The organism is Curtobacterium sp. MCLR17_032 (assembly GCF_003234795.2).
Lineage (GTDB): Bacteria > Actinomycetota > Actinomycetes > Actinomycetales > Microbacteriaceae > Curtobacterium.
In genome coordinates this window covers 1,773,385-1,796,715 of sequence record NZ_CP126268.1, presented here as the reverse complement: position 1 = coordinate 1,796,715, position 23,331 = coordinate 1,773,385, and the positions used below count along the sequence as shown (strand labels likewise).

General features: G+C 69.6%; 20 protein-coding genes, 4 tRNA genes and 1 pseudogene. 12 read left to right on the top strand and 13 right to left on the bottom strand.

Features of this window, described 5'->3' with window-relative positions:
• Positions 1–85: 85 nt before the first annotated feature.
• Positions 86–1,810: a hypothetical protein gene (locus tag DEI97_RS08485; protein WP_146248039.1), complete on the bottom strand. Its 1,725-nt coding sequence runs from the start codon at positions 1,808–1,810 to the stop codon at positions 86–88.
• A 108-nt stretch (positions 1,811–1,918) separates the two neighbouring features.
• Between DEI97_RS08485 and DEI97_RS08480 the strand changes: the two genes are divergently transcribed.
• Both DEI97_RS08480 and DEI97_RS08475 read left to right on the top strand, forming a co-directional pair.
• Entirely contained in the window at positions 1,919–2,260 is a 342-nt protein-coding gene (locus DEI97_RS08480; RefSeq protein WP_111073388.1) for a histone-like nucleoid-structuring protein Lsr2, read from the top strand.
• A 10-nt stretch (positions 2,261–2,270) separates the two neighbouring features.
• The gene (locus DEI97_RS08475; protein ID WP_111073387.1) at positions 2,271–2,750 is read left to right on the top strand and encodes a hypothetical protein; all 480 of its coding nucleotides are present in this window, start codon (positions 2,271–2,273) and stop codon (positions 2,748–2,750) included.
• A gap of 86 nt (positions 2,751–2,836) precedes the next feature.
• On the opposite strand, the gene DEI97_RS08470 is transcribed toward DEI97_RS08475, so the two are convergent.
• From DEI97_RS08470 to DEI97_RS08445, 6 genes are all read right to left on the bottom strand, one after another.
• Positions 2,837–3,157 carry a hypothetical protein gene (locus DEI97_RS08470; protein WP_146248038.1) on the bottom strand — a complete coding sequence of 107 codons (321 nt, stop codon included), beginning with the start codon at positions 3,155–3,157 and terminating at the stop codon, positions 2,837–2,839.
• Positions 3,158–3,210: 53 nt separating this feature from the next.
• The gene (locus DEI97_RS08465; RefSeq protein ID WP_111073385.1) at positions 3,211–3,393 is read right to left on the bottom strand and encodes a hypothetical protein; all 183 of its coding nucleotides are present in this window, start codon (positions 3,391–3,393) and stop codon (positions 3,211–3,213) included.
• A 9-nt stretch (positions 3,394–3,402) separates the two neighbouring features.
• The gene (locus DEI97_RS08460; protein WP_111073384.1) at positions 3,403–3,852 is read right to left on the bottom strand and encodes a GNAT family N-acetyltransferase; all 450 of its coding nucleotides are present in this window, start codon (positions 3,850–3,852) and stop codon (positions 3,403–3,405) included.
• 34 nt (positions 3,853–3,886) lie between these two features.
• The gene (locus DEI97_RS08455) at positions 3,887–4,795 is read right to left on the bottom strand and encodes a hypothetical protein (protein WP_111073383.1); all 909 of its coding nucleotides are present in this window, start codon (positions 4,793–4,795) and stop codon (positions 3,887–3,889) included.
• Positions 4,796–5,910: 1,115 nt separating this feature from the next.
• Positions 5,911–6,150 carry a hypothetical protein gene (locus DEI97_RS08450; RefSeq protein WP_181439110.1) on the bottom strand — a complete coding sequence of 80 codons (240 nt, stop codon included), beginning with the start codon at positions 6,148–6,150 and terminating at the stop codon, positions 5,911–5,913.
• Between the two features lie 14 nt (positions 6,151–6,164).
• Positions 6,165–6,608, bottom strand: coding sequence for a helix-turn-helix domain-containing protein (locus tag DEI97_RS08445; RefSeq protein WP_111073381.1), 444 nt, complete (start codon positions 6,606–6,608; stop codon positions 6,165–6,167).
• A gap of 291 nt (positions 6,609–6,899) precedes the next feature.
• On the opposite strand from DEI97_RS08445, the pseudogene DEI97_RS17715 reads away from it, so the two are divergent.
• Positions 6,900–7,241: pseudogene (locus DEI97_RS17715) on the top strand (competence protein CoiA); the annotation flags it as partial.
• A gap of 54 nt (positions 7,242–7,295) precedes the next feature.
• Positions 7,296–7,964: a hypothetical protein gene (locus tag DEI97_RS08440; RefSeq protein WP_258376609.1), complete on the top strand. Its 669-nt coding sequence runs from the start codon at positions 7,296–7,298 to the stop codon at positions 7,962–7,964.
• A gap of 2 nt (positions 7,965–7,966) precedes the next feature.
• Here the strand turns inward: DEI97_RS08440 and DEI97_RS08435 are convergent, their stop codons facing one another.
• Both DEI97_RS08435 and DEI97_RS08430 read right to left on the bottom strand, forming a co-directional pair.
• A complete protein-coding gene (locus DEI97_RS08435; RefSeq protein WP_111073379.1) occupies positions 7,967–8,218 on the bottom strand; it encodes a hypothetical protein in 252 nt (83 codons plus the stop codon).
• Positions 8,215–8,826 (bottom strand): hypothetical protein, encoded by a 612-nt coding sequence (locus tag DEI97_RS08430; RefSeq protein WP_111073378.1) that lies wholly within the window; start codon positions 8,824–8,826, stop codon positions 8,215–8,217. The genes DEI97_RS08435 and DEI97_RS08430 overlap by 4 nt, the downstream gene beginning before the upstream one ends.
• Positions 8,827–10,076: 1,250 nt before the next feature.
• Here DEI97_RS08430 and DEI97_RS08425 point away from each other — a divergent pair.
• Together DEI97_RS08425 and DEI97_RS08420 are read left to right on the top strand one after the other, a co-directional pair.
• The gene (locus tag DEI97_RS08425; RefSeq protein ID WP_220039161.1) at positions 10,077–10,328 is read left to right on the top strand and encodes a helix-turn-helix domain-containing protein; all 252 of its coding nucleotides are present in this window, start codon (positions 10,077–10,079) and stop codon (positions 10,326–10,328) included.
• Positions 10,328–11,470, top strand: a complete 1,143-nt coding sequence (locus tag DEI97_RS08420) for a tyrosine-type recombinase/integrase (protein ID WP_111073376.1) — start codon at positions 10,328–10,330, stop codon at positions 11,468–11,470. Before DEI97_RS08425 ends, DEI97_RS08420 begins: the two co-directional genes overlap by 1 nt.
• 444 nt (positions 11,471–11,914) lie before the next feature.
• Here DEI97_RS08420 and DEI97_RS08415 read toward each other — a convergent pair.
• The 3 genes from DEI97_RS08415 to DEI97_RS08405 all read right to left on the bottom strand — a co-directional run bounded on the left by DEI97_RS08415 (position 11,915) and on the right by DEI97_RS08405 (position 12,241).
• Positions 11,915–11,986, bottom strand: a tRNA-Val gene (locus DEI97_RS08415).
• Between the two features lie 23 nt (positions 11,987–12,009).
• Positions 12,010–12,083 (bottom strand) — tRNA-Cys (locus tag DEI97_RS08410).
• Positions 12,084–12,169: 86 nt separating this feature from the next.
• A tRNA-Gly gene (locus tag DEI97_RS08405) sits at positions 12,170–12,241 on the bottom strand.
• A gap of 248 nt (positions 12,242–12,489) precedes the next feature.
• Between DEI97_RS08405 and DEI97_RS08400 the strand changes: the two genes are divergently transcribed.
• The 5 genes from DEI97_RS08400 (at position 12,490) to DEI97_RS08380 (ending at position 18,852) form a co-directional block, all read left to right on the top strand.
• Positions 12,490–12,562: transfer RNA gene (locus DEI97_RS08400), tRNA-Val, on the top strand.
• Positions 12,563–12,672: 110 nt separating this feature from the next.
• Positions 12,673–14,208, top strand: coding sequence for a DUF3375 family protein (locus DEI97_RS08395; RefSeq protein WP_111073375.1), 1,536 nt, complete (start codon positions 12,673–12,675; stop codon positions 14,206–14,208).
• Positions 14,205–15,071 carry a DUF4194 domain-containing protein gene (locus DEI97_RS08390; RefSeq protein WP_111073374.1) on the top strand — a complete coding sequence of 289 codons (867 nt, stop codon included), beginning with the start codon at positions 14,205–14,207 and terminating at the stop codon, positions 15,069–15,071. Before DEI97_RS08395 ends, DEI97_RS08390 begins: the two co-directional genes overlap by 4 nt.
• Positions 15,068–18,433: an ATP-binding protein gene (locus DEI97_RS08385; protein WP_111073373.1), complete on the top strand. Its 3,366-nt coding sequence runs from the start codon at positions 15,068–15,070 to the stop codon at positions 18,431–18,433. The genes DEI97_RS08390 and DEI97_RS08385 overlap by 4 nt, the downstream gene beginning before the upstream one ends.
• Before the next feature lie 77 nt (positions 18,434–18,510).
• Entirely contained in the window at positions 18,511–18,852 is a 342-nt protein-coding gene (locus tag DEI97_RS08380; RefSeq protein ID WP_146248037.1) for a hypothetical protein, read from the top strand.
• Positions 18,853–19,069: 217 nt separating this feature from the next.
• On the opposite strand, the gene DEI97_RS08375 is transcribed toward DEI97_RS08380, so the two are convergent.
• Positions 19,070–20,533, bottom strand: coding sequence for a peptide MFS transporter (locus DEI97_RS08375; protein ID WP_111073371.1), 1,464 nt, complete (start codon positions 20,531–20,533; stop codon positions 19,070–19,072).
• A 232-nt stretch (positions 20,534–20,765) separates the two neighbouring features.
• On the opposite strand from DEI97_RS08375, the gene DEI97_RS08370 reads away from it, so the two are divergent.
• On the top strand, positions 20,766–22,880 hold the full coding sequence (locus DEI97_RS08370; RefSeq protein WP_111073370.1) for an acyl-CoA dehydrogenase family protein: 2,115 nt from the start codon (positions 20,766–20,768) through the stop codon (positions 22,878–22,880).
• The last annotated feature ends 451 nt before the right edge of the window (positions 22,881–23,331 follow it).

Sequence of the window (23,331 nt, the reverse complement as noted above, 5' to 3'; positions counted from 1 at the left end):
ACGAAATGCGCGGGCCAGCATCGGTGCCATCTGATCTGGAATCAGATCACCAGGCACCTGCTCTGCGCGGAACCTACACGTGCGTCTACGACTTCTTCTTTCCTCCGTACACGTCGCTCGCCTCGGGGATGCCGGTGATCTGCCACGGGTCCGGGGGCTCGTACATGCTGTGATCGTCTTCCGGGAGCTCGTCGCCGCCGAACAGCCGGAACGGCGTCCCGTCGTTGATCCGCATCGTGAGCTTCTCAACAGGACCCTCCAGACGAGCGCTGTCGACCACGACGTTCGGGTGGGCCATCGAGAACGCGGGTACAGGTACGGATCGGCCCTCGACTTTCAGGTAAACGGTCTGAGTGGGGTCAGCCGGGACGTAGAGCGCCGCCCCGGTCCCAAACGGATCGCCGAGCGGTTCACCTGCAGCGCTTCGCCAGTTGACCTCCATCGTGCGTGTAGGAGCGGCAGGACGTTTACCTTCCAGCAGCATGCGGATCACGCGCACCCAGATTCGGTCCGTAGCAGTCGGCAGCTTCTTCGGGACAGGCAGGTGGACATCCGCGAGGCGTTCGATAGCCGCGAGATCCTCGACGTACTCAGTGATGTCCGCGGGAAGCTCCGGCACCGGCCCTCCGGTGATGCCGACCGTGATCTCTACGGCTCCGATGACGAGCGTCATGTCGGTCGCGGTCTTGATCGCTTCGGTGAACCGAACCGCGCGGGCAACTTCCCGCGCTGACACGCCAGCAACCGAGAAGGTCTGTTCAACTCGTCCGGTCTCGCCCGGCTTGTCGCTAAACCAAGCCTGGTGGAGACCTCCCACCAGATCGATCTCGAGCACTCCACCGAGGGGGCCAGCTCCCTGGTCGGCCGTGTCGCCAGACAGTCGGCCGACCTCCTTGCCGTCCGCGTCGCGCAGGACGACATCCGCCGGCACGGACTCGTGCTCTCGCCCTTCGGGCACGACGACAACTTGCTCGGGTGTTGACTCGCCGGCGAACCACTCGACCGGCCCGTGCTTGACGATCGATTGCACGACTCCCGAGGGCAGCGTGACCTGGCGATTCCTGCCGTACCCGATCGTTTCTCGCCACTGCTGTTCGAGATCCGCGTGTGCCTCACCAAACGCAGTGTTGATCGTCAACGACAGCGGCTCCTTCTCGGCCGCGTCTTCACGCTTGGGATAGAGCTCTGTAACGGGGTGCCCGTTGAAAGCGCCGAGCCGATGGCCCCAGAAGGGGCTGAACTTGTTCCCGCGCTCTAGGACGTCCTGAACCGCTTGCTGGAACTGCTCCGCGCTCTTTGGCAGGACGTCCTCGCGCCCTACGAGTCGGAGTGCCTCATCTCGCTCGCTACGGACGGCCCATTGATTCACGTCAGGGTGCTTTGCCATCATCTGGTCGAGCTCGACTGTCCCTACCGTGTGGGTCCGCCGGATCTTCGCTGACTTGAGCCCGGTGACGAATTTTCGCTCGGAGGGAGTTCCCTTCGAAGGCATCACCAGAGACCAATCCGGCGGCTCGTGCTTCTCCGCGGACTTGAAGGAGCGCTTGATCTGAGTTCGCCGGCTCTTGTGGGCTGTCGGAAACCCCTCGGGGAAGTACTTCACTTGGAAGATGTGGAGCAGCTTGCCCGTCTCCCGATCGCGGACGTCGATCTCGATGCCCCCATCGCCACCACGTCCGTCGACGGCTTCTGCGTCAAATCCGAGTTCCTTGTAGTGCGTCGTGATGAGGACATCAACGATGCGGTCGAACTCGTCCTTCGGGAGACGCCCCCACTCCACACGCTCAACACGTTTCAGACCGCTGCTCATTGAGCTCCTCTCCACGACAAGCCTACGAACCGGTCCCGACAGCCGCGGCTTCGCGCAAGACGGCAGCAGGTGTGGGATGCTGCCGACGAACCTCGGTATTGGGGCAGCATGGCCCAGAAAATTACCACCACCCTTGTTGACGACCTCACTGGCGAGACGATCGAAGATGGCTCGGGAAAGACCGTTCAGTTCGGCTTCGACGGGTCCGTGTACGAGATCGACTTGACGAACGAGAATGCCGACAAGACCCGTGGGGCGTATGCGGATCACCTCGCCGCAGCTCGGAAGACCACCGGTCGATCGACCCGGACCCGCACGAGTTCCTCTGGGCGCACGGACCCCGACGAACTGGCGAAGATCCGCGAGTGGGCCGCAGCGAACGGTCTCGAGGTTGCTGCACCCGGACGCATCAGCCAGGCCGTGCGCGACGCCTACGCTGCAGCACAGTGAACGCCTCCCGGTGACGCTCGAGCCCCCGCAGAAACGCCGCACAACGCAGCACATCGGTGCCGCCGGCGAGCTGCTGGTGCAGTACCAGCTGCTCAAGCTGGGCATCGACAGCGCGCGTCTGACGACCGATGCGGGAATCGACCTGGTCGTCTACGCGCCAGCGACCGGAGCGGCGACCACGATGCAGGTGAAGACCGTGGAGCGCAGCACGCCCGCCGGCGGACGGGGACGGCTGGCGATCGGGTGGAACTTCCCGCACGACACCCCAGCTCAACTGCTCGCCTTCACGTCGTTGGAGGCGGACCGGGTGTGGCTCTTCACCACTGCGGATGCCCGGCAGGTTGCGCAGCAGCACACCGCCGGCGGAGTGCGCCGGCTCTACTGGTACACCGACCAGTCGACCCCGCAGAGGGAAGGCGTGCCGCTGCTGCAGAGCGACATGGAGCGGTACCTGCTGCGCGAGCGCGCTCCGAGACTGTTTCCCAGCTAGGCCGACCGTCGTACGATCAGGTCTCGGCCTTTGCAGACGCCCAACGCCACATCGTGACGGACCCTACAGCGGGCGGGTGGAGCGCCTTACTCAGCCTGCTCGCGGGCGAGCCGTTCGAGCAGCGCTCGCGCATCGAGCATCGAGAGCAACTCGTCCTCCGGCGATCGGGCTCCGAGAAGCTCGCGGATACGCGCCTTCCGCTCGATCTCGTCAACTGCATCCGAGAGGGGCTGCGGGAGTGCAGCTACCTCTCCCGCTGCAGCTAGGAGCAGATCGGGGTCTGAGCCGAGCTGCGCCCAGACAGCGAGTAGCTGCTCGCGGCGCTTCTCGGGGTCGGGCCAGGTGTCGCAGACGCTCACCGCGGCCGACGCCAAGAGGACTGGCAGTGAGGTGTCTCCGTCGTTCACGAGGTGAGCTTAGCTACCGGTCCGCCAGCTCGGCTGGGCTGCATCCCCGTGTGTTAGCACCGGCCCCGTTGCACTGCCGCGATTGCGTCCGCCTCGGCCCAGAGCGCCGCGACGCGTTCAGGGACGGGCTCGGCGCTGCGGAGCTCGCGGTCGTACTGACGCACGAGCTCACGGCGTCGTGCTGCGAGCTCGTCGACTGTCAGCCACTGCTGCGCGTCTCGGTCTGCGTCGTGCATGGCGTACGACTAGGCCGGGCGGCGAACGACGAGGTTGCGGCCGAAGCAGTCTTCGCAGTCGCACATCGGCCATCCGAACCGCTTCCAGAACGGCATCGACTGCGGGGTTGGGCCGCTGTAAATCTCACGGTCCGGGTACTCCGCGGCGAGCGCTTGGACGAGCTCGGTGCCGATGTGCTCTCCGGTGCGCTGGAGGTCGCGGCGGACTTCGAAGTTCCAGATGAGCAGTGCTGGGCCGGCGTGGTCGGGGGTGTGGCTTGTGAAGCTGAGGACGAGCAGCGCTCGGGCGATCTCTTGTCCGTCTCGGCGGTAGGAGCGCCACTGGTAGTCGGGTGGGGTGAAGTTGCCGTGTTCCCCCCACCACTCGGCGTTGAACCGGTCGTCGTCGCCGTAGTTGGGTCGTCGGCGGCCGTGGTGCATGACCATCGCCGGCTGCTCCCACGTGATCGGTCCGGTCATTGCGTCAAGTCTTCCAGGGACGTGTGCGCTGGGCCTATTGCGGCGTCGATGTCGTCTTCGTGCTGCGGGGTGCGCCAGTGGGTTCGCTCCCATCCGCCGTCGGGGCTTTGGTGCAGGGCTCCGCGACCGGAGAGGGTGCTGGCGAGCCATAGGTGTGTGATCGGTTCTGGGAGGACGGGTCGGGCAGCGGGGCCGGCTGGGGCCGCTGGTCCTGCGGACCGAGCAGTAGGTCCCAGAACTCCTCGTCGATCTCCGGGCCGATGGGCTTCCGGAGGGGTGGTGCGTCCTTATGCCAGTTGAGGGCGTTGCTGACGGCCCACGTGCTGCCGAGCGTGGCCCAGATGAGTGCGTGACGTTCGCGTCCGCCGTGGCGCTGCAGCTTGTCGGCGACGTCGGCCTCACGGTCGAGGACGCGCGAGATCCAGGCGGCGACCGTGATCGGGTCCTGCCAGCTGTTCCAGCCCTTGGTGCCGAAGCCGATCAGTCCCGACCGGTCGGGGTATGCGGCGAGGTAGGCGACGCCGAGCTCCGCGAGCTCGTCGAGTCGTTGCACGTGGTCGGGGCCGGCGGCCCAGGTGTCCGCGGGAACGACTCCCTCGACGAACTCGGCGGGCGGGAGCTCTTGCAGGATCTCGGGGACCCGCTGGCGGATGCGCTTGAGTCGGCTGCCGTGGTGCAGCGAGACGTACCAGCTTGGGGATGCGGGGTCGATGGCGATCAGCTCACCCTGACGCTCGAGTGCGTCGGAGAGCCGGGCGTAGGCAACGTCGTGGTCGCTACCCACTTCGAGGCGCGCGTACGTGCCGTCGGGGAGGTAGATCAACCCGTCAGGTTGGCCGGGCGCCGTGCCATCGTCGCTGCGCTCGACGAGGGTGTCCAGGTGGCATGCGACGATCGCGCGCGCCATCCGCTCGAGCGGACGTTCCTCGGGTGGGTTGCTCATGCGTCAAGCATCCGCCGGTGCGGTGTCCTGCGGCTCATCATCGCCGTCGTGAGTCGGTAGCTCGGATTCAGAGAGCCCCTCGGCGACCCAGCCGACCGCTGCTGTCCAGGTCGGATCGCCGGGCGTCATTCTGCGGATGGTGCCCGGGGAGCTCCGTGCTTCGGCTCAGGGGCGTGATGTCACCTCTGCTGGGTACTGTCCTGGCATGGCTGAACACTCCCCCGAGGATCTCCGCCGGCTCGACGTGCTCGGCCGGATCATCGCCGCTGCTGGCGAGCGGAGCACGAACCCGCAGGCGCTCCCGCAGGATCTCCTCGGCTCGGAATCAGACCACGCGTCGGCGCGGGATCTGCGCGAGCGTGTCCGGGAGTTGGAGGGAGCCGGCTACGTGACGGTCGATTGGCGGTTCAGTGGCGGGTGGAGCGCTCGGCCGACGGCGCAGGGGAAGGACGCGTGGTCGGCGTTGGAGACCGCCAGGGGCAACGTGCGGGCACGTCGGCAGCGGATGCGCGACGAGTACCTCGTGTGGGTTGTCGACCAGGACGACGCCGGCGGCTCACCCACCTCGGATGACTTCCTGAGGTCGGGGGCGAACTACCTCGGGATGCCGTACACGCAGGAGGATCTCGAGCAGACCGGCAAGTGGCTGCACGAGGGGCGCTTCATCAAGGGGCCGATGGCGGATCAGCGGCCGGACCCGCTGCGGCCGGAGCCGATGGCGAAGGGGCGGTGGATCGTCGAGCAGGGGAAGTCCGTGCACGAGCCGACACACGATGAGTCCCCCGGATCGGCGACCTACACGAACCACTTCCACGCGCCGGCGAACGTGGCGCAGAACAGCCAGCACGTGCAGCAGACCATCAACATCGGGGTGGCAGGACCAGGCGCGCGAGCTCGTCGACGAGATTTCCGGCCGACTGCAGCACGTCGAGGACGAGCAGGCGCGTGCGGAACTTGCGACCACGGTGGAGGAGCTACGCGCGGAAGTCGACGGGCAGGCCCGCCCAGGCGCGGTGCGCGGGATCGTGACGAAGCTCGGTCTCGCCATCGGCACGGCGATGGCCGGCGAACTCGGTTCCGAACTGACGCAGCACGCATTCCAGCTGCTCCTGCAGCTACCCGCCTAGGCGGAACTCGAACGGCTGATCGGCGGACACCGCGGCGACGTAGTCGTCGAGAGCTTCTGGCGAGAGCTGGATGCCCGACGGCAACGCGTCGCCGACGTCGGCACGGACGACATGCACGGGGAGCCCGGTGTGCGTCTCCCGGAAGCTGCGGTCAGCGTCCTCGAGCTGCCGGGCGATCTGCTCCATGAGCTTGCGGAGCTCCCGCTGGTTCACCTGAACGCGCGCCATGTGGAGTCTCTCGCTCAGACGAGCTCGAGCGTGCCCGTGAGCTCGTCGATCGATACCCGGAACACGCGCGCGATCGTCTTCAGCTCTGCCGGCTTCCACCGCGTCTGACCGCGCAAGCGGTACCGGAGCGCCGGCACCTCAAGACCCAGGAGACCCGCCAACGCCCGTACGTCGCCCACTGGCGCGTCGGGAGCGTCCATAAGCCGTCTGATGCGGTCGCCGGCCGTTCGGCCCGTAGAAACCCGTCCAGAGGCGTCCTGGACGCCTGGCGGGTGGCCGGCGCGTCCACGAGCGCGTTCCCGCCTCTGCCAGCGGTACTCGTCGACGTGCTCCGCGAGGAACAGCGGCGAGCGCTCCTGGTTCACACGGGTGGGGAAGTCGGCGTCGCGGACGGCGTAGGCCCACACGGTCTCGATCGAGACGTTGAGGGCCTTCGCGACGTCGGCGTAGTTGAGCAACTTCGTGATGGTCGGGCCCCTCGCTCGCTAGGGCGAATTTACCCGGGTGGGGCTCGGTGGCGGGTGTGGTGTGCGTGTCGCGCGGGCTTTCCGGCTCGAAGGTGGCGGGCGGGGGTGCTGCTGGACGATGACGGTTGGGGTGCAGCAGGATCGCGTGCGTGGGCGTCGGCCCGATGAGGAGCTGCTGTGCCGCTGGTTGCCCTGTGGGGTGGGGAACGTGTCGAGTCGTGGGGGCTCGGTGATGAGGCGTGGGCGCAGGTGCGGGCGACGTACCGGGATCGCGGTCTGGTGATGTCGTGCGGGGAACCCGGCGTGCCGGTGGAGCGTGCCGGCACCCGGTACTTCCGGCACAAGGCAGTCAGCTGCGAGCTGCATGAGGGCGGGCCGGAGTCGCGTGAGCACTTGGCGGCGAAAGCACTGGTCGCGGAGGTGGCTCGCGAGCACGGCTGGGAGGCGATCGTCGAAGCGCCGGCGCCGGACCGTTCGTGGATCGCTGACGTCCTTGTCTCCAAGCCGGGGGTGCCTTCTGTCGCTATCGAGGTGCAGTGGGCCAGTCAGACGCCGGAGGACTTCGCTCGTCGGACGGCTCGGTACGGAGCCGCCCGCGTGGAGTGCGTGTGGCTGGTCGGGCCGAAGAACCGCGATCGGGGCCTGTGGAACTTGCGCGGGACAGCGGACGCGCTGCAGATGGACATGCCTGTCGGACTGGCGCAGGGGCGCGAGTTCGTCTCGATGCGCACTGCGCTGACGCGGTGGTTTCGCAGTGAGATCCGGCTCCGGTACGAAGCGGTGGTCGAGGCGGTCGAGATCGTCACGGCGATGTCGAAGTGCCACAACGAGCGCTGCGGTGCGTGGTTCTCGTTCTGGTGGCTCGGTGGGGTGCAGCTGCAGACCCGATGCGGCCAGGTCGGTACGGTGTCGTTCGGTTCGAGGTACCCGACCTGGGTGCGGGACCGACCGGAGTTGGTCTTCCAGGCAGAGGTACGGAAGGCGTTCGCTGCGAGCTCGTTGCCGCCGGCGACGGAGTACCGGGCGGCGCACAGCAAGACGACGAACACCGACTACACAGCGCAGCACTGCCCCCGCTGCCGGTGGCATCTGGGCGACGGCTTCATCGTTGCGAAGTACCGCAACTGGTCCTCGTACGCGGTCCCGGTGCCGCTGACGCGGATACCGCTCGATCCGAGGGTGACCGCGGTCGAGCACCTGTGCGTCGATGTCGGGAACGGACGATGCTCGCCGCCGCCGGTCCAGGGGACGGCGTCCCCGGCGGAACGGAACGAGTCCGGCGACGCCGTCCGGTTCAACACCTTCGGCACGGCGTCGGGGCCGATCTACGCTGATCGGCTCCCCTAGGGTCAGCGCGGGTCGTCGAGATCCTTCTCGAGGTCGTCGACGTAGATCTCGCTGTCGTCGTGGGTGAAGACGTGGGTGTGGCGGAGCTCATAGCCGCGGTTGGCCCAGCTGTTGAGATCCTTCAGGCGCTGGGCGAGCTTCCCCGTGCGGGAGTAGTCCGTGCTCAAGATGTTGTCGTGTGGGACGATGCGCTTCCGCAGCGCAGGGGTGATTGGGGCTGTGCGTGATTTGGCGGCGATGGTGTGCATGGTCACTGGAGGACCCCTTCCTCGGTGAGGGTGAACAGGGGCGGTTCGATGTCGGCCGGCTTCCCGGTTTCAAGGTCGAACCAGCCGTAGCTGCAGCAGGTGATGCAGGCGACCGCTGCGGGTCGTCGGCGCCGAGCTCGGTGTCGAGGTAGCCGGTGCCGACGCAGGAGCGGCAGCGGCAGCGGACGTACTTCACTGGGCCGCACCCGCGGGGAGCATGGCTTGGGCGCGCATGACTCCGATGCGAGCGGCGTGCTGCTTGCGCCACGGGGCCCAGGAGTCGTCAGTGAGGATGTTCGCTTCCCCTCGAGCGAGTCCGGCTTCGGCTGCACGGCGGTGTGCTCGCCGGTGCGCGCCTTGTGGTCCGGGCAGAAGTACGACCCGAAGCCGTCGTGCTCCTGCCAGACCTCTTCGGCGTCGAGTTCGTCGGCGTAGCGGTCGTAGGTGATCTCCTCGCCGTCGAGCATCAAGACGTAGTCGCCGTGGTCCTCGCACTTGTAGGCGAGGCCACGGTCGATCCGGGTGGCACAGCCGTCCCAGTCGCACTCGGCGGGGACGGCGTACCCCGCCCAGCGCCAGCTCTGGTTGGGGTCTTCGTAGACCTGGTACCCCATGTCGGTCCTTCCATTCATCGGTGCGGGTCGGGTTGCTTCCTCTGCTGATTAGAGGTGCCTCTCGTCGCGGCCACCGGGACAAATCCGTCGGCCGCGCTCACGCTGCGACCGCGTTGGTCGCGTCGATCGACGTGGCACCGGCGGCGATGAGTTACCTGGCGGCTGGCGGCCTGACCGCGTTGCCGGCAGCCTTGACGACATCACGGTTCGACACCGGCCTCGACCGGTCCGGCGGCTGCCAAAGGTAGTCGGCCGGGAACGCCATGCCGGCGGCGACCTCGTGCGGCTGGCACACCCGGAACAGCACTTCCGGGACGAGCTCCTCGGCCTGCTGGAGATCCCGAGGGGGAGCCGCCGGTGTGACGGCTGTTGCAGACCACCTGGTGCCCTGCCGTGGTCAGGATGCGCAGCGACTCGAGGGGCGACGTCGTCATGGATGCGCCCCCGGTGTTCATCCGATGCACGAGGGCGTGCTGGTCGGCGACGATCGTGCGCAGCAGATCCCTCTGCGGATCGGGGCTCCGGTCCGCCTGATCGCGGAACTGCGTCGCGAACGGCTGCAGCAGCGCCTGGCCGCCGCCAGTTGCGGTCGTCGCAGTTGGCATCGGTTCGCAAACAGAATGGGCACGGTTGCTCCGCTGGTTCGTCATCACGAGGTCGTGGTGGTTGCCGCCGGCTGTGAACGTCCCGGCGGACCGCGTGATGGAGCGTGCCGTCGACGTGCCGTACATCTCAGAGACGACCGGCACGTGCGCGAGGGCAGTTCCGGCCCGTGTCGTCTGCGTGCGCAGCGAAGCATCGGTCTGGAGTGCGTCCTTCCCGTCGCGGCCCTCGACCGGGACGGCGAGCGTCTTCGAGTTCGTCGTGTGAAACGCCCGGAGCGGCTCCTCCCTGGGCCACTCGGCGTGGTACCCGTCGAGCTGGCCGTGCTGCCGATGATGCGGGACGTTCGCGTCTCACGTATTGCCAGCGGCCTCGAGTGTCAGCGGCCTTTAGTAGCGGGCGATGCCCGCGGCGAACGCCGCGGGGACCAAGGAGGGGCTTTGCCTGACGCTATAACGAACCCAATAGGCAATTCCGAGACGACCGGCGTTGCCGCACCTGCAGAGAACGACTCGCCGCAGTGACCGGGGCTTATTCTCCTGCACCACGGCTAACTGCGGTGGTCGCGCATAGACGCTGGGTCACCCGCTCCGGGGGACAACGGGCTCACTGAGCTTGTCACTTCCAGTACCGAAAGCGAAAGACCTATGCCCAAGTCCTTGAGCCGCCTGACCGCGTCATCGGAGACTCGCGAACTCACCTCCGAGGATGCAATTCTCCTCAAGCCGGCTGAAGCCGCATCGTTCCTCCTCACGTCCGTCGGGACGCTCGCCCAGTGGCGCTACCTCCGCCGCGGCCCCGCGTACATCAAGGTCGGCCGTTCCGTGGCCTACCGCCTCGGTGACCTGCTCGCCTACGTCGAGCGGACCCGCATCTCGCACGACGGAATGGCTGCCTGATGGCCACGATCCGGGAGTACGAAACGGCGAAGGGCAAGCGGTTCGAGGTGGGCTACACGAAGCCGGACGGTCGAACGACGCGGAAGCGCGGGTTCCGGTCCAAGCGCGACGCCAACGTCTGGTCCGCGGCGAACATTGTCGCGATGAACAGGCCGACCTACCGCACTCAATCCGACCTCTCGCAGAAGCTCGGCCCCTTCATCGACGAGTTCCTTGCCAGGCGCGCCACGCTCGCAGCGACGACGGTTGCGAACCGCGCGGCCGTCGCGGGCAAGTGGATCACGCCCTACTGGAGCGACACGTCCCTGGAGGCGCTCACCAAGAAGTCGGTGCGGGCCTGGGTGGAGTCCATCCACGCCGCGGGCGCCGGAGCGCAGACGATTCAGAAGGCGCACCAGATCCTCGGAGGAGTCCTCGAGGACTGTGTCGAGCAGGGCCTTCTGACCGGGAACCCTGCGCGAGGGGTCAAGCTGCCTACGGTGGTCACGCGCGAGCATGGCTACCTCAGCGCCCCGCAGGTCGCGCACCTTCTCGACGAGGCACAGGAGCGCGATCGAATGCTCATCGCCTTCCTAGCGTTCTCGGGGCTGCGGTTCGGCGAAGCCGCTGCACTCACGTTCGCCGACCTCGACTTCGCGAACAACGTCGTGCACGTTCGCAAGTCCGCGACCGAGGTCCGGGGCGAACTTGTACTCGGTCCGCCCAAGAACGGCAAGGCCCGACAGGTGCCGGGAGTGCCGCAGGTCATGGAACCGCTCCAACGACGGTCGGCAGGGCGTGACGCGCACGGCCTCGTCTTCACCGCGCCGGAGGGCGGCATGCTCCGGCTCTCGACATGGCGGCGTCGCGTCTTCGCTCCGGCCGTTCAGCGGGCGATCGCAAGCTGGCCCGCGAGCGACTTCGCGCGTGGGACGGCCGTGCAGCACTTCCCGAAGCTCACCCCACACGACTTGCGGCACACCGCCGCGAGCCTCGGGGTGTCTGCGGGAGCGACCGTGCCACTCGTGCAGAGCATGCTCGGGCACGCAAAGCCGAGCATCACACTCGACGTCTACACCGGGCTCTTCCCCGCTGACTTCGACCCGCTGGTCGCGAAGCTCGAGGACCTCGCCTCGACATCGGGCATCGCGAACCGGCTCTGACCCGCCGTTCCCGTCCATCTCGCCGAAAGCCGGCCTGTTCGATTCGTCGACAGGCCGGCTTTCGGCGTTCGTGCGAGACTCGCACCGCGGGCAGCACGGCGTCGGCCGTGGAGCACCGGAGCGGAGCACGTGAGAACAACTCGCGCATCGGACGCGACGCTTCGAGCACCGACATCGGCCGTCGAGCTCTTCCGACGCAGACGCCAACTCGTTTACTGCCCGTGCCGACCTCGCCTCGCGGGCACACGCCGACGGTCGGTCGTCCACGAGTCAGCCTGATCGGGTACGGGTGCGACGACCACCAAGAAAGCGACCAGTCTGCATCTGCCGCGGCGGAATCTTTGCGAGGATCGTGCCAAAACCGTGCCACGTGCTCTGATCTGAGCCCGTAGCTGCACCTGATGAAACACGAAGACCCCCGGTTTCCCGGGGGTCTTCGTTCTGTGGGCGATACTGGGATCGAACCAGTGACCTCTTCCGTGTCAGGGAAGCGCGCTACCGCTGCGCCAATCGCCCAGATGAGTTCCGCCGGAGCGGACTGGAGGTGGGGACGGGATTCGAACCCGCGTGGACGGCTTTGCAGGCCGCTGCCTCGCCTCTCGGCCACCCCACCATCAAGGTCCACGTCTGGCGTAGTACCCGATCGGTGGGATACCTCTTCTGGAGAGTTGCTGTCTTCCGGAGAAGACAGGCACCTCGAGCGGATGACGAGATTCGAACTCGCGACCCTCACCTTGGCAAGGTGATGCGCTACCACTGCGCCACATCCGCATGGTCTGACCTGAGTCACACCGGTGTTGTCCGACCCGCTCTCGCGGCGACTCGTAAACTGTACCCAGTTCACGCGGTTTCTCCAAAACCCGTCCCGTTCACCGGGCGTGTCCCCCGGATTCATGCGGATCGGCGGGGTCTCCACGGGCCTCCAGGCCGCCCGCCCGGCCAGCGACGCGCGCGACAGACGGACGGTGTTCCGACCACGGCCGGACATCCGCTACTATCGATCCGCACGCAAGTGCGACGGGCGATTGGCGCAGTTGGTAGCGCGCTTCGTTCACACCGAAGAGGTCATCAGTTCGAGTCTGGTATCGCCCACGTGCCCGTTCCGGGCAGTCGAAACACCCGAAGAGCCCGACGCCACCGCGTCGGGCTCTTCGCATCCCGGCACCCGTGCCACAGCGAACCGTCCGACCACCAGGGGCAGCATGACCGACGTCGACCTCGAGTTCGCCCGGGTCCGCCAGGTACTCGACCGTCCGACGCTCCGACTCATGTCACGTCCGACGAGTGCCGCGGTCGTCTCGGTCTTCCGCACGGTGTTCGACCGCGACGTGCAGTACGTCCCGGCCGACCGGATGCACCTGCAGGTCGAGGAGCACGTCGCGCGCCTGCAGGCCACGGGTGCGCGGGTGCCGGCGAGCGACTCCACGACCGGTGACCTGCCGGCCGGCGAGGCCCCGCGTCCGAACGGCCGGTCGCTCTGCCGCGAGTGGGTCGCCGCGCAGTGGCTGGTGCGCTCGAACTCCCCCGACGGCGACGAGCAGTACAGCCTGACGAGCCACGCCCTCGAAGCACTGAGCCTGATCGACGCGCTGTCGTCCGAGCGCGCACTCATCAGCGAGAGCCGCCTGGCGATGATCGTCGACGCCGTGCACCGCTGGGCCGCCCGTGCCGAACCCGACCGGGACACCCAGGTCCGCCGGCTCGACGCCCAGATCGCCGAGCTGCAGGCCGAACGCGACCGCCTGGCACGCGGCGACGAGGTCGTCACGGTCGACGAGGACCGGATGCGCGACGGCTACACGAACATCACCGACCTGATCCGCCAGCTGCCGAGCGACTTCAAGCGCGTCGAGGAAGCGGTCGCGACGATGCACCGCGAGATCGTCGAGGACTTCCGACAAGAGGTCCGCCCGATCGGCGAGATCCTCGACGACTACCTCGCCCGCACGGACAACCTGATGGAGTCGACCCCCGAGGGCCGGGCGTTCCAGGGAGCGTTCGAGCTGCTGCGTGACGACGCCCTGCTCCTCCGGCTCCGCGACGACATCACCGCGATCCTCGAGCACCCGTTCGCGGGCTCCCTCAGCCCGACCGAACGGCGGACCTTCCGTGGCACGGTCGGCATCCTCCGTCAGGGCATCGAGGACGTCCTCGCCCAGCGCCGGATGCTCACGGCCACGCTCCGCGACCAGATCGTCGCCCACGACGTGGTGCGCGACCGCGAACTCGACGCCGTGCTCCGGTCCGTCAACCGCGGCCTGGCTGCCTGGATGGACGCCGGCTCGGCGCGCGACCGCGTCCCGCTCGGACTGCTGCCGCCGTCCGCCGCGGTCGGCACGCTCCGCGAACGGTTCTACGACCCGGACGCCGAGTCCGTGCCGCCGCCGATCGAGGAACCGGACGACGACGTGTTCGAGGACCTCGACGTCGAGTCACTCCGCCGCCACGGCGGTCCGCTGCTCGCCGAGCTGCGCGACGTCCTGGCGCACGCTGCGACCGGCTCCAGCGTCGAGGCCTTCCACACGCTGCCCGCCGAGCAGCGCCGGCCCGTCGAGCTCTTCGGACTCGCCCACCTGCTCACCGGACACGACGACTTCGAGGCGGGCACGGCCTCCGCCCCGCACCACACGGTCCGGCCCGACGGCGAGCCGGTCACCTTCCACATGCCCACCGCCGCCCTCGCCCCGGCGGGCGACGCACCGCACCACGACGACGAACCCGGCCAGGAGGCACGGTGAGCGACACGACGCCAGCACCCGTCCACGACGAGGTCACCTCGGTCGACGACGGACTCGACGACGCGACCGGTGCGTACGAGCACGCGGCCGAGTCCGAGTCTGAGTCCGAGTCCGAGCGGGACGAGAGCACCTTCGCGCTGTTCGAGGGTGACGAGGGTCGCCTCGACGAACCGCAGCGCCGTGCCCTGGTCGCGCTGCTGCGCCACCCGTACGTCAGCGCCCGCACACACAGTGACGAGTGGCGCGCCGTCCTGGACGCCGAACACCAGCTGCGGTCGCGACTCAACGACCTGTTCCTCGAACTGCACGTCGACCGGGACCGCGAGGTCGCCTTCAAGCGCCAGGCCCGGTCCGAGAGCACCCGACGCGGCTTCCCGACCCTGCTCCGTGACGCCCCGTACACCCGCGAGGAGACGATCGTCCTCGTCTACCTGCGGATGCGCCTGCGTGCCGACGCCCGACCAGGGCCGGACCAGGTCGTCGTGGACCGGGCCGAGATCCTCGGACACGTCTCCGGGTTCCGGCCGGCGACCGCGACCGACCGCACCCGCGACGAGGCCCGCGTGGCCAAGGCGATCGAGCGGCTGGTGACGGCCCGGGTGCTGCTGAAGACCACCGACCCGGACCGCTTCCGGATCGCGAGCGTCATCGAGGTCCTCCTGCCCCTCGAGCGGCTGGTCGAGCTCGACCGGTGGCTGTCGAGCACGGCGCTGCGGAACGCGACCACCGACGGGGGTGCGGCGACCGACGGGGGCGATCCGGGCCTCCCGGCCGGCGAGGACGACACCGACGTCGAGACCGACACCGACGCCGAGCCGGACACCGGGACCGACCCCGACGACACCGAGGAGGACCGCGCGTGAGCACCGTCGACATCGACACCACGGGCATCCCCGCCCTGTTCGACACCGTCGCGCAGTGGCGCGCCGAGTCCATGCAGGTCGTCAACTGGGGCGGCTTCCAGGGCCACCGCCAGGTCGAGCTCTCCGGCACGGCGACGCTCATCTCCGGTGCCTCCGGAACCGGCAAGTCGACGCTGATGGACGCGTACCTGGCGGTCATGATGCCGTCCGACGTGCCGTTCAACGGCGCCTCGAACGACGCGACGACCGGGCGTGCCCGGAGCGCCGACCAGCGGAACCTGCTCACTTACCTGCGCGGCAAGGTCGACACCCGGCGTGACCCGGAGACCGGCGCGCTCAAGGACGTCACGCTCCGCGGCGACGAGCAGACCACGTGGGGCGCCGTCGCCGTCACGTTCCGGAACGACGACGAGCGGCGGTTCACCGTCCTCCGCGCCTACATCGTGCCGCGCCGTGCCCGCGGAGTGGCGGACATCCAGATGACCATGGCGACCGTCGACGACGTGTTCGACCTGCGTCGGCTCGAGGACTTCGTGCCCTCCCGGTTCGCGCACCTGGAGCTCACCGGCCGGATCCCGGGGCTCGTGATCCGTGACACCTACCAGGAGCTCGCGTACACGCTGCAGACCCGGCTGGGCATCGGCGACTCCGGTGGCGGCAACCGGGCGATGCGCCTGCTCGCCCGCATCCAGGCCGGGCAGCACATGCCGACCGTCGACGCCCTCTACAAGTCCCTCGTCCTCGAGACCCCCGGCACGTACGAGGCGGCCGATCGTGCCCTCGCGCACTTCGCCGCCCTCGACGAGGCGTACGAGGCGATGGACACCGAGGAGCGCAAGGTCCGCATCCTCTCCCCCATCACCGAGCTGCACGACGAGATCGAACGCTCCCGTGCGGCCGCGGCGGCCCTCGACGGCATCGCGACCGGCGCGGACGTCTCCCCCTTCGCGCACTGGACGGCGTCGCGGAAGCGGGAGCTGCTCGACCTGGAGGTCGAACGGAACACCCGTGAGCGCACCGCCACGCGCGCCGAGGTCGAAGCCGCCTCGGCCCGGCACGCCGCGGTGGAGGTCGAACTGCGCGACGCCGAGGCCCGGCTGCGCGACTCCGGCGGCAACGCGCTGGCGCAGCTCGAGGACCGCATCGACCGCGGGACCCGGGAACGCGCCGCAATCGCCCGCACCCGCGAGGTCTTCGACGAGCGCACCGCTCCCCTCGGCGAACCGCTGAGCACCGAGGCCGAGTTCACCGAGGCGCAGCGTGCCAGCCATGAGTTCCTCGGCACCTACGGCACCCGTCGCGACGACCTGGACAGCCGTCGCGACGCCCTGACCCGCGAGGAGTACCCGCTCCTCGACCGCGAGCGGACCCTGCGCCAGGAGCGCCGGTCGCTCGAGCACCGTCAGGGCGCCATGCCGCTGCCGATGCACGAGGCCCGCGTCGCGATGGCCCGGGCCGCCGGCCTCGACCCCGCCGACGTCCCCTTCGTCGCCGAACTGCTCGACGTGCTGCCCGCCGAGGAACAGTGGCGCGCCGCGATCGAGTCCGTGCTCGCCCCGGTCGCCCGCACCCTGCTCGTCGATGAGGACCGCCTCGACGACTTCAGCGCCGCCATCGACTCCCTGCGCCTGCCGGTGCGGGTGCAGTTCGAGGGGGTCCCGATGGGGCCGCACCTCGACCTGCCGGGCGACAGCTCGATGGTCTCCGGCAAGCTCGCGATCAAGCCGTCGCCGTTCAGCACCTGGGTCCGGGAGCGCATCGAGTCCGACCGGATCGACGCACGCTGCGTCGAGGACGCCGCCGACCTGGGCGGTGGCGGACGCCGTGTCACCGCCGCCGGGCAGCTCCGCGACGGCCGCCGCGGCGCCCACGGCGACCGTCGCCAGGCGAACGTCATCGGCTTCACGAACGAGTCACGGGTCCGCTCCGTCGAGACCGAGCTCGCCGAGATCGCCGCGGACCTCACCGCCCTGGAGGCCCGCCGCACCGACATCGCGCAGGACCTGGCCGCCCTCGACGCGCTCCGCACCGCCCACCAGCACCGCGTGGACGTCACCTGGGACGCCGTCGACGTGGCCGGCGCTGACGCGTCGCTCACCCGCCTGGAGGACGAGCGGCAGGCCCTCCTGGCCGCCGACGACGGGCTGCGCACGCTCCGCGAGTCCGTCGCCCGCCTGCGTGCGGCACTCGACGAGGCCGCCGACCGCCGCTCCGCCGCACGCCTGAGCGTCAAGCGGCTGGAGGAGCGCCACGCGGTGCTCGTCGACGGCCAGGACGCCGCCAGCGAGATCCTCGAGCGCTTCACCGACGCTCCCGAGCGGCTGCCGGACGAGCAACAGGAACGCCTGCTCGCCGAGGCCTTCGACGAGGTCGGGGCCCCTGACGGCGTGGACGGCTTCGACGACGCGACCAAACGCCTCCGGAGGCGACTCGAGGAGCGGCTGTCGCAGGCCCTCGACGGCGCCGCAACCGCGTCGGTGGCGCTCACCACGACGTTCGAGCGGTACCAGGACGCGTGGGCGGACCCGAACCTCGGCACCGGGGTGGCGTCGTACCCGGACTACCGGGCGATCCTCGACCAGATCGTCGCCACGGGCCTCCACGCCCGACGCAGCGAGTGGCGTCGCCGGTTGTCGCAGTGGAGCGGCGAGGACCTCGTGCCGCTCTCCGGTGCCTTCGACCGCGCGGTCGTGGAGATCGAGGAGCGGCTCGAGCCGGTCAACGAGATCCTGCGCGACCTGCCGTTCGGCGCCAACCGGGACCGGCTGAAGATCGTGATCCGCCGGGTCACCCGCGAGGACGTCACCCAGTTCCGCAAGGAGCTCCGCGCGCTGTCCGCGTCGGTCGACACCGAGCTGACCGACGACGTCCTCGAGACCCGGTTCCGACGCCTGCGCCGGTTCATGGCCGTCATCCGGCCCGACCCGGAGTCCCCGCGCGGCCGGACGACGCAGCGGGACGCCGTCCTCGACGTCCGCCGGCACATGGAGATCACGGCCGTCCGCTACGACACCGCGGGCGACGACCTGGGCGTGTACTCGTCGCTCGGCGACAAGTCCGGTGGGGAGACGCAGGAGCTCGTGGCGTTCATCGTCGGCGCGGCGCTGCGGTACCAGCTCGGTGACGAGACCCGGCCCCGGCCGCGGTTCGCTCCGGTGTTCCTCGACGAGGCGTTCATCAAGGCCGACTCGGAGTTCGCCGGGCGTGCCGTGACGGCGTGGCTGCGACTCGGGTTCCAGCTCGTGGTCAGTGCACCGCTCGACAAGGTCACGGCCCTGGAGCCGTCGATGGAGCGGCTGCTGTCGATGCGGAAGCACCCGGACACCGGGTACTCGTCCGTGACGGAGATCCGGCGGGACTGAGCGCGGGGCCGGGTTCCGGCCGTGTCCCTGCCGGTTCTGCCGGTTCGTTCGCGGGGCTCCGGCGGTAGGGTCGTGGCGTGTTCGGACGTCGCACTCCCCGCCCTGCTGCCCATGACGACTCCGTCGGGGCGGTGCCGTCGGACGTCCCGGTGCTCGGCATCGGTGCCGTCGTCCGGGTGGTCCCGTCGGACCGCGGCGACCAGTGGGCGGACGACCCGATCGGGCTGATCGTCGCCCCGGGAGGCGCGCAGCTCGCCGGGTACGCCGGCGCCGGTGTGCGCGTGGCCTGGGTCGTCGAGTTCGACGAGCCCGCCTACACGACGGACGGCCGCGGCCCGTTCGAGCGCGCGACCGTCCAGAGTCGTCAGTTGGTGCCGGTCCCGATGGAGCCGGAGACCGTGGACGCCGGAGCGTCCTGACCGGTCAGTACTCTTCGGAGCCGGACTTCATCATGGCGGCGAAGGCCAGGCAGGTCCCGAAGCCGCCGAGGACGCCGATGCCGATGATGATGCCTGCGATGAGCTCGAGCATGGGGGTGACTCCTCGTGATCCGGTGCTGTTCAGCTGTGGCCAAGGCTACCGGACGGCGCCTGTCCGACGTGCGGTGGCGCGCGCCCCGCACCTGGTGGCGCGCACTTAGCGGATGCCGCGCATGAGTCGGAGGACCGGCCGGGCGATGACGAGCAGGACGACGCCGACCACGACGGCGACCAGGCCGAGGACCGTGAAGTACGGTGCCTCGTTCTCCGGGTCGTAATACCGCGACAGCACGCCGGTCAACGCGGTGCCGAGCGACACCGACAGGAAGAACAGCGCGACCATCTGCGTCTGGAACTTCGACGGCGCGAGCTTCGTGGCGACGGACTGCCCGGACGGCGAGAGCAGCAGCTCCGCGACGGTGAACACGAGCAGGATGCCGACCAGGGCGAGCAGCGGCGTGCCGTTCTCCCCGGTGCCGACGAAGGGCAGGAACAGCAGGAACGCCACACCCATGATCCCGGTGCCCAGGCCGAACTTGGTCGGCGTGGAGGGCTGGCGGTCACCCAGGCGGGTCCAGAGCGCGGCGAAGAGCCCGGACAGCGCGATGATCATGATCGGGTTGATCGACTGCACCCACGACACCGGCATCGGGAACCCGAACAGGTCGCGGTCCAGGCGCTGGTCGGCGTAGACCGTGACGACGGTGAACTGCTGCTGGTAGAGCGACCAGAACACCGCGCTGCCGATGAACAGCGGGATGAACGCGAACACCCGGGAGCGCTCGTCCGAGGTCAGGCCGCTGGACAGGATCACCACGAAGTACGCGATGGTGGCGACGACCACGACGGCGACCACCACGACCGGGAGCGTCGAGACGTTCAGCAGTCCGGTGAGCACGGCCACCGCGACGGCCACGACCGCGACGACGGCCACGACGACGACCAGCGGGTACCGCGACCGCGGCAGCGGGTTCGTGACGTGCTGCACCGCGTCGGGCAGCTTCCGACGGCGGATCGCGTACTGCACGAGTCCCGCAGCCATGCCGACCGCTGCGAGTCCGAAGCCGTAGTGGAAGCCGAGCGTCGACTGCAGCAGCCCGGTGAGCAGCGGCCCGGCGAACCCGCCGAGGTTCACCCCCAGGTAGTACAGCGAGAACCCGGCGTCGCGGCGTGGGTCGTCCCGCGTGTACAGCGAGCCGACGATCGTCGTCGCGGTGGCCTTGAGTCCGCCGGACCCGAGTGCGATGAGCACGAGGCCGACGCCGATGCCCGCGACGCCCGGCACCAGGGCGAGCGCGATGTGCCCGAGCATCACGACGACGGCGCTGCCGAACAGCGTGCGGTCCGCACCGATCAGCCGGTCCGCGACCCAGGCTCCGATGATCGTGAAGAGGTACACCGACCCGCCGTAGGCGCCCATGATCCCCTTGGCCAGACCCTCGTCGATGCCCAGGCCGCCACGCGTGACCGAGTAGTACATGTAGAGCAGGACGATGCCTTGCATGCCGTAGAACGAGAAGCGCTCCCACAGCTCGACGGCGAAGGGCGTGGACAGCTCGAACGGCTGCCCGAAGAAGGTGCGTCCGGCGCTGCGCCGCTCGGGCTTCGTGGTGCTCGACATGGCGGAGAGTGTGCCCCTGGAACGGGGGTCACACCGAATCGTTGCCAGGGTCTCGACGGATGTCCCGGGCGGGTCTTGGAGGGTTCCCACGAACGGCGCCGGGTCGCCCGGCCGGCCGGTTGTGGCCCTGGCACGGCTGTCATGCCATCCGCACCACCGGTGCTTACGCTGGCCTGGTCGGACCGCCGTGCAGTGACGCGGTCCGTGCACCGTGCAGTCCAGGAGGCACCCGATGGTCGACATCGCACCAGTCCGCAGCAGCGCCGAACGCCGCCCGACCGACACCGGCAGCGCGCCGAAGGCCGACGCCACCGGCGACCCGGCGGTGGGGACGCCCACCGGCAGCACCGACACCGGCGTCCGCATCGACGTCGACCTGCTCGCCGAGCACCTGCTCGGTCGTTGGGCGGAGGACCGCCGGATCTCCCGCCGCCTGGCTCGCGACCCCGCGCTGCACAAGATCGAGGGACAACCGATCGCCGAACACCGCGCCCGGGTCTTCGAGCAGCTCCGCATCCTGGTCGACGCCGGCGCGATCCAGCGCCCCTACCCGCTCGAGTTCGGCGGCCAGGACAACCACGGCGGCAACCTGGCGGCGTTCGAGGAACTCACCGTCGCGGACCCGTCGCTGCAGATCAAGGCCGGCGTGCAGTGGGGGCTCTTCGCCTCCGCCGTGCACCACCTCGGCACCGAGCGGAACCACCGCGAGTTCCTGCCCGGCATCATCGCGTTCGACGTCCCCGGCTGCTTCGCGATGACGGAGACCGGCCACGGTTCCGACGTGCAGAACATCGCCACCAGCGCGACCTACGACCCGGAGACGCAGGAGTTCGTCGTGCACACGCCGTTCCGCGGTGCGTGGAAGGACTACATCGGCAACGCGGCCCTGCACGGCAAGGCCGCCGTCGTGTTCGCCAAGCTCGTCACGCAGGGCGTCGACCACGGCGTGCACGCGTTCTACGTCCCGCTGCGCGACGACGACGGCTTCCTGCCCGGGGTCGGCGGCGAGGACGACGGCGTCAAGGGCGGCCTCAACGGCATCGACAACGGACGGCTCTGGTTCGACCACGTCCGGATCCCCCGCACGAACCTGCTGAACCGCTACGGCGACGTCGCCGAGGACGGCACGTACTCCTCGCCGATCGAGTCCCCCGGCCGCCGGTTCTTCACCATGCTCGGCACCCTCGTGCAGGGTCGGGTCTCGCTCGACGGTGCCGCGGTCGTCGCGCAGAAGGTCGGGCTGCAGATCGCCCTGACCTACGCCATGCAGCGTCGGCAGTTCCCGACCGGCGACGGGCAAGAGGGCGTGCTCCTCGACTACGGCCGTCACCAGCGCCGCCTGATCCCGCGTCTGGCGACGGTGTTCGCGCAGTCGTTCGCCCACGAGAAGCTGCTGCAGACCTTCGACGACGTGTTCAGCGGACGGGCCGACACCCCGGAGCGCCGCGAGGACCTCGAGACCCAGGCCGCGGCGTTCAAGTCGATGTCGACCTGGTCGGCCCTCGACACGCTGCAGGAGTGCCGCGAGGCGACCGGCGGCGCGGGGTTCCTCGCCGAGAACCGGATCACGAGCCTCCGGTCCGACCTGGACGTCTACGTGACGTTCGAGGGCGACAACACCGTGCTGTTGCAGCTCGTCGGCAAGCGCCTGCTGACCGACTTCCGCAAGGCCGCGCCGCGGGATGCCGCGTCGACCGCGAAGTTCGTCGCCGCCCAGGTCGCCTCGAAGCTCGCTGACGCCACGGGCCTCCGTCGACTCGGTCAGACCGTGTCGGACCGTGGGTCGCTCGCGGCCTCGGTCGCCGACCTGCAGGACGCGAGCACCCAGCGCGCACTGCTGGCCGGGCGTGTCGAGACGATGGTCACCGAGATCGGGATGCGGCTGCGCACCGCTGGCAAGGACCGTGCCCGCGCCGCCGTGCTGCTCAACCGGTCGCAGCACGAGCTCATCGAGGCGTCGAAGGCGCACGCGGAACTCATGCAGTGGGACGCCTTCACCGACGCGATCGCCGACGTGCCGCCGGGTGACACGCAGACCGTGCTCGTCTGGCTGCGGGACCTGTTCGCCCTCGGGCTGATCGAGCAGCACCTCGACTGGCACCTGCTGCACGGTCGGCTCTCGGCGCAGCGTGCCCGCGCGGTGTCGGCGTACGTCGACCGGCTGGTGGCGCGGATCCGCCCGGTCGTCCCGCAGTTGCTCGAGTCCTTCGGGTACGAGCCCGAGCACGTCCGCTCCCCCATCGCCGCCGGTGCCGAGCAGGCCCGCCAGGACGAGGCCCGCGCCTGGTACGCCGCTGAGCGTGCTGCCGGTCGGCTCCCCGAGCAGGAGAAGAAGCCCCGCCCGTAGGCGCAAGCCGGACCTGCACGACGGTATCCGCCCGGCACCGCGACTTCTCGCGGTGCCGGGCGGTTCCCGTCGGCGCCGCGGGCGGCGCTGGCGCCGGCGCTGGCGCCGGCGCTGGCGCTGGCACCGGCGCCGGCGCGGCGAGGACCCGCACAACAGGAACCCGCGCGAACCGCGGGATCCCGCGGCGCGAGCCGGACGCGGTTGGGCGCAGCCGACCCGCGCCGCGGCCGGCCGCGCAGGCGGGTGGCAGCGGGCCGCGGAGGCTGCCGCCGGCTGGCGCAAGCCGGACCCGCACAACAGGAACCCGCGCGAACCGCGGGATCCCGCGGCGCGAGGCGGACGCGGTTGGGCGCAGCCGAACGGCGCCGCGGCCGGCCGCGCAGGCGGGGCGCCAGTCGGCACGGCGGGCGGGCGGCCGCTGGCCGGCCGCCGCCGGCCGCCGCCGGCCGGC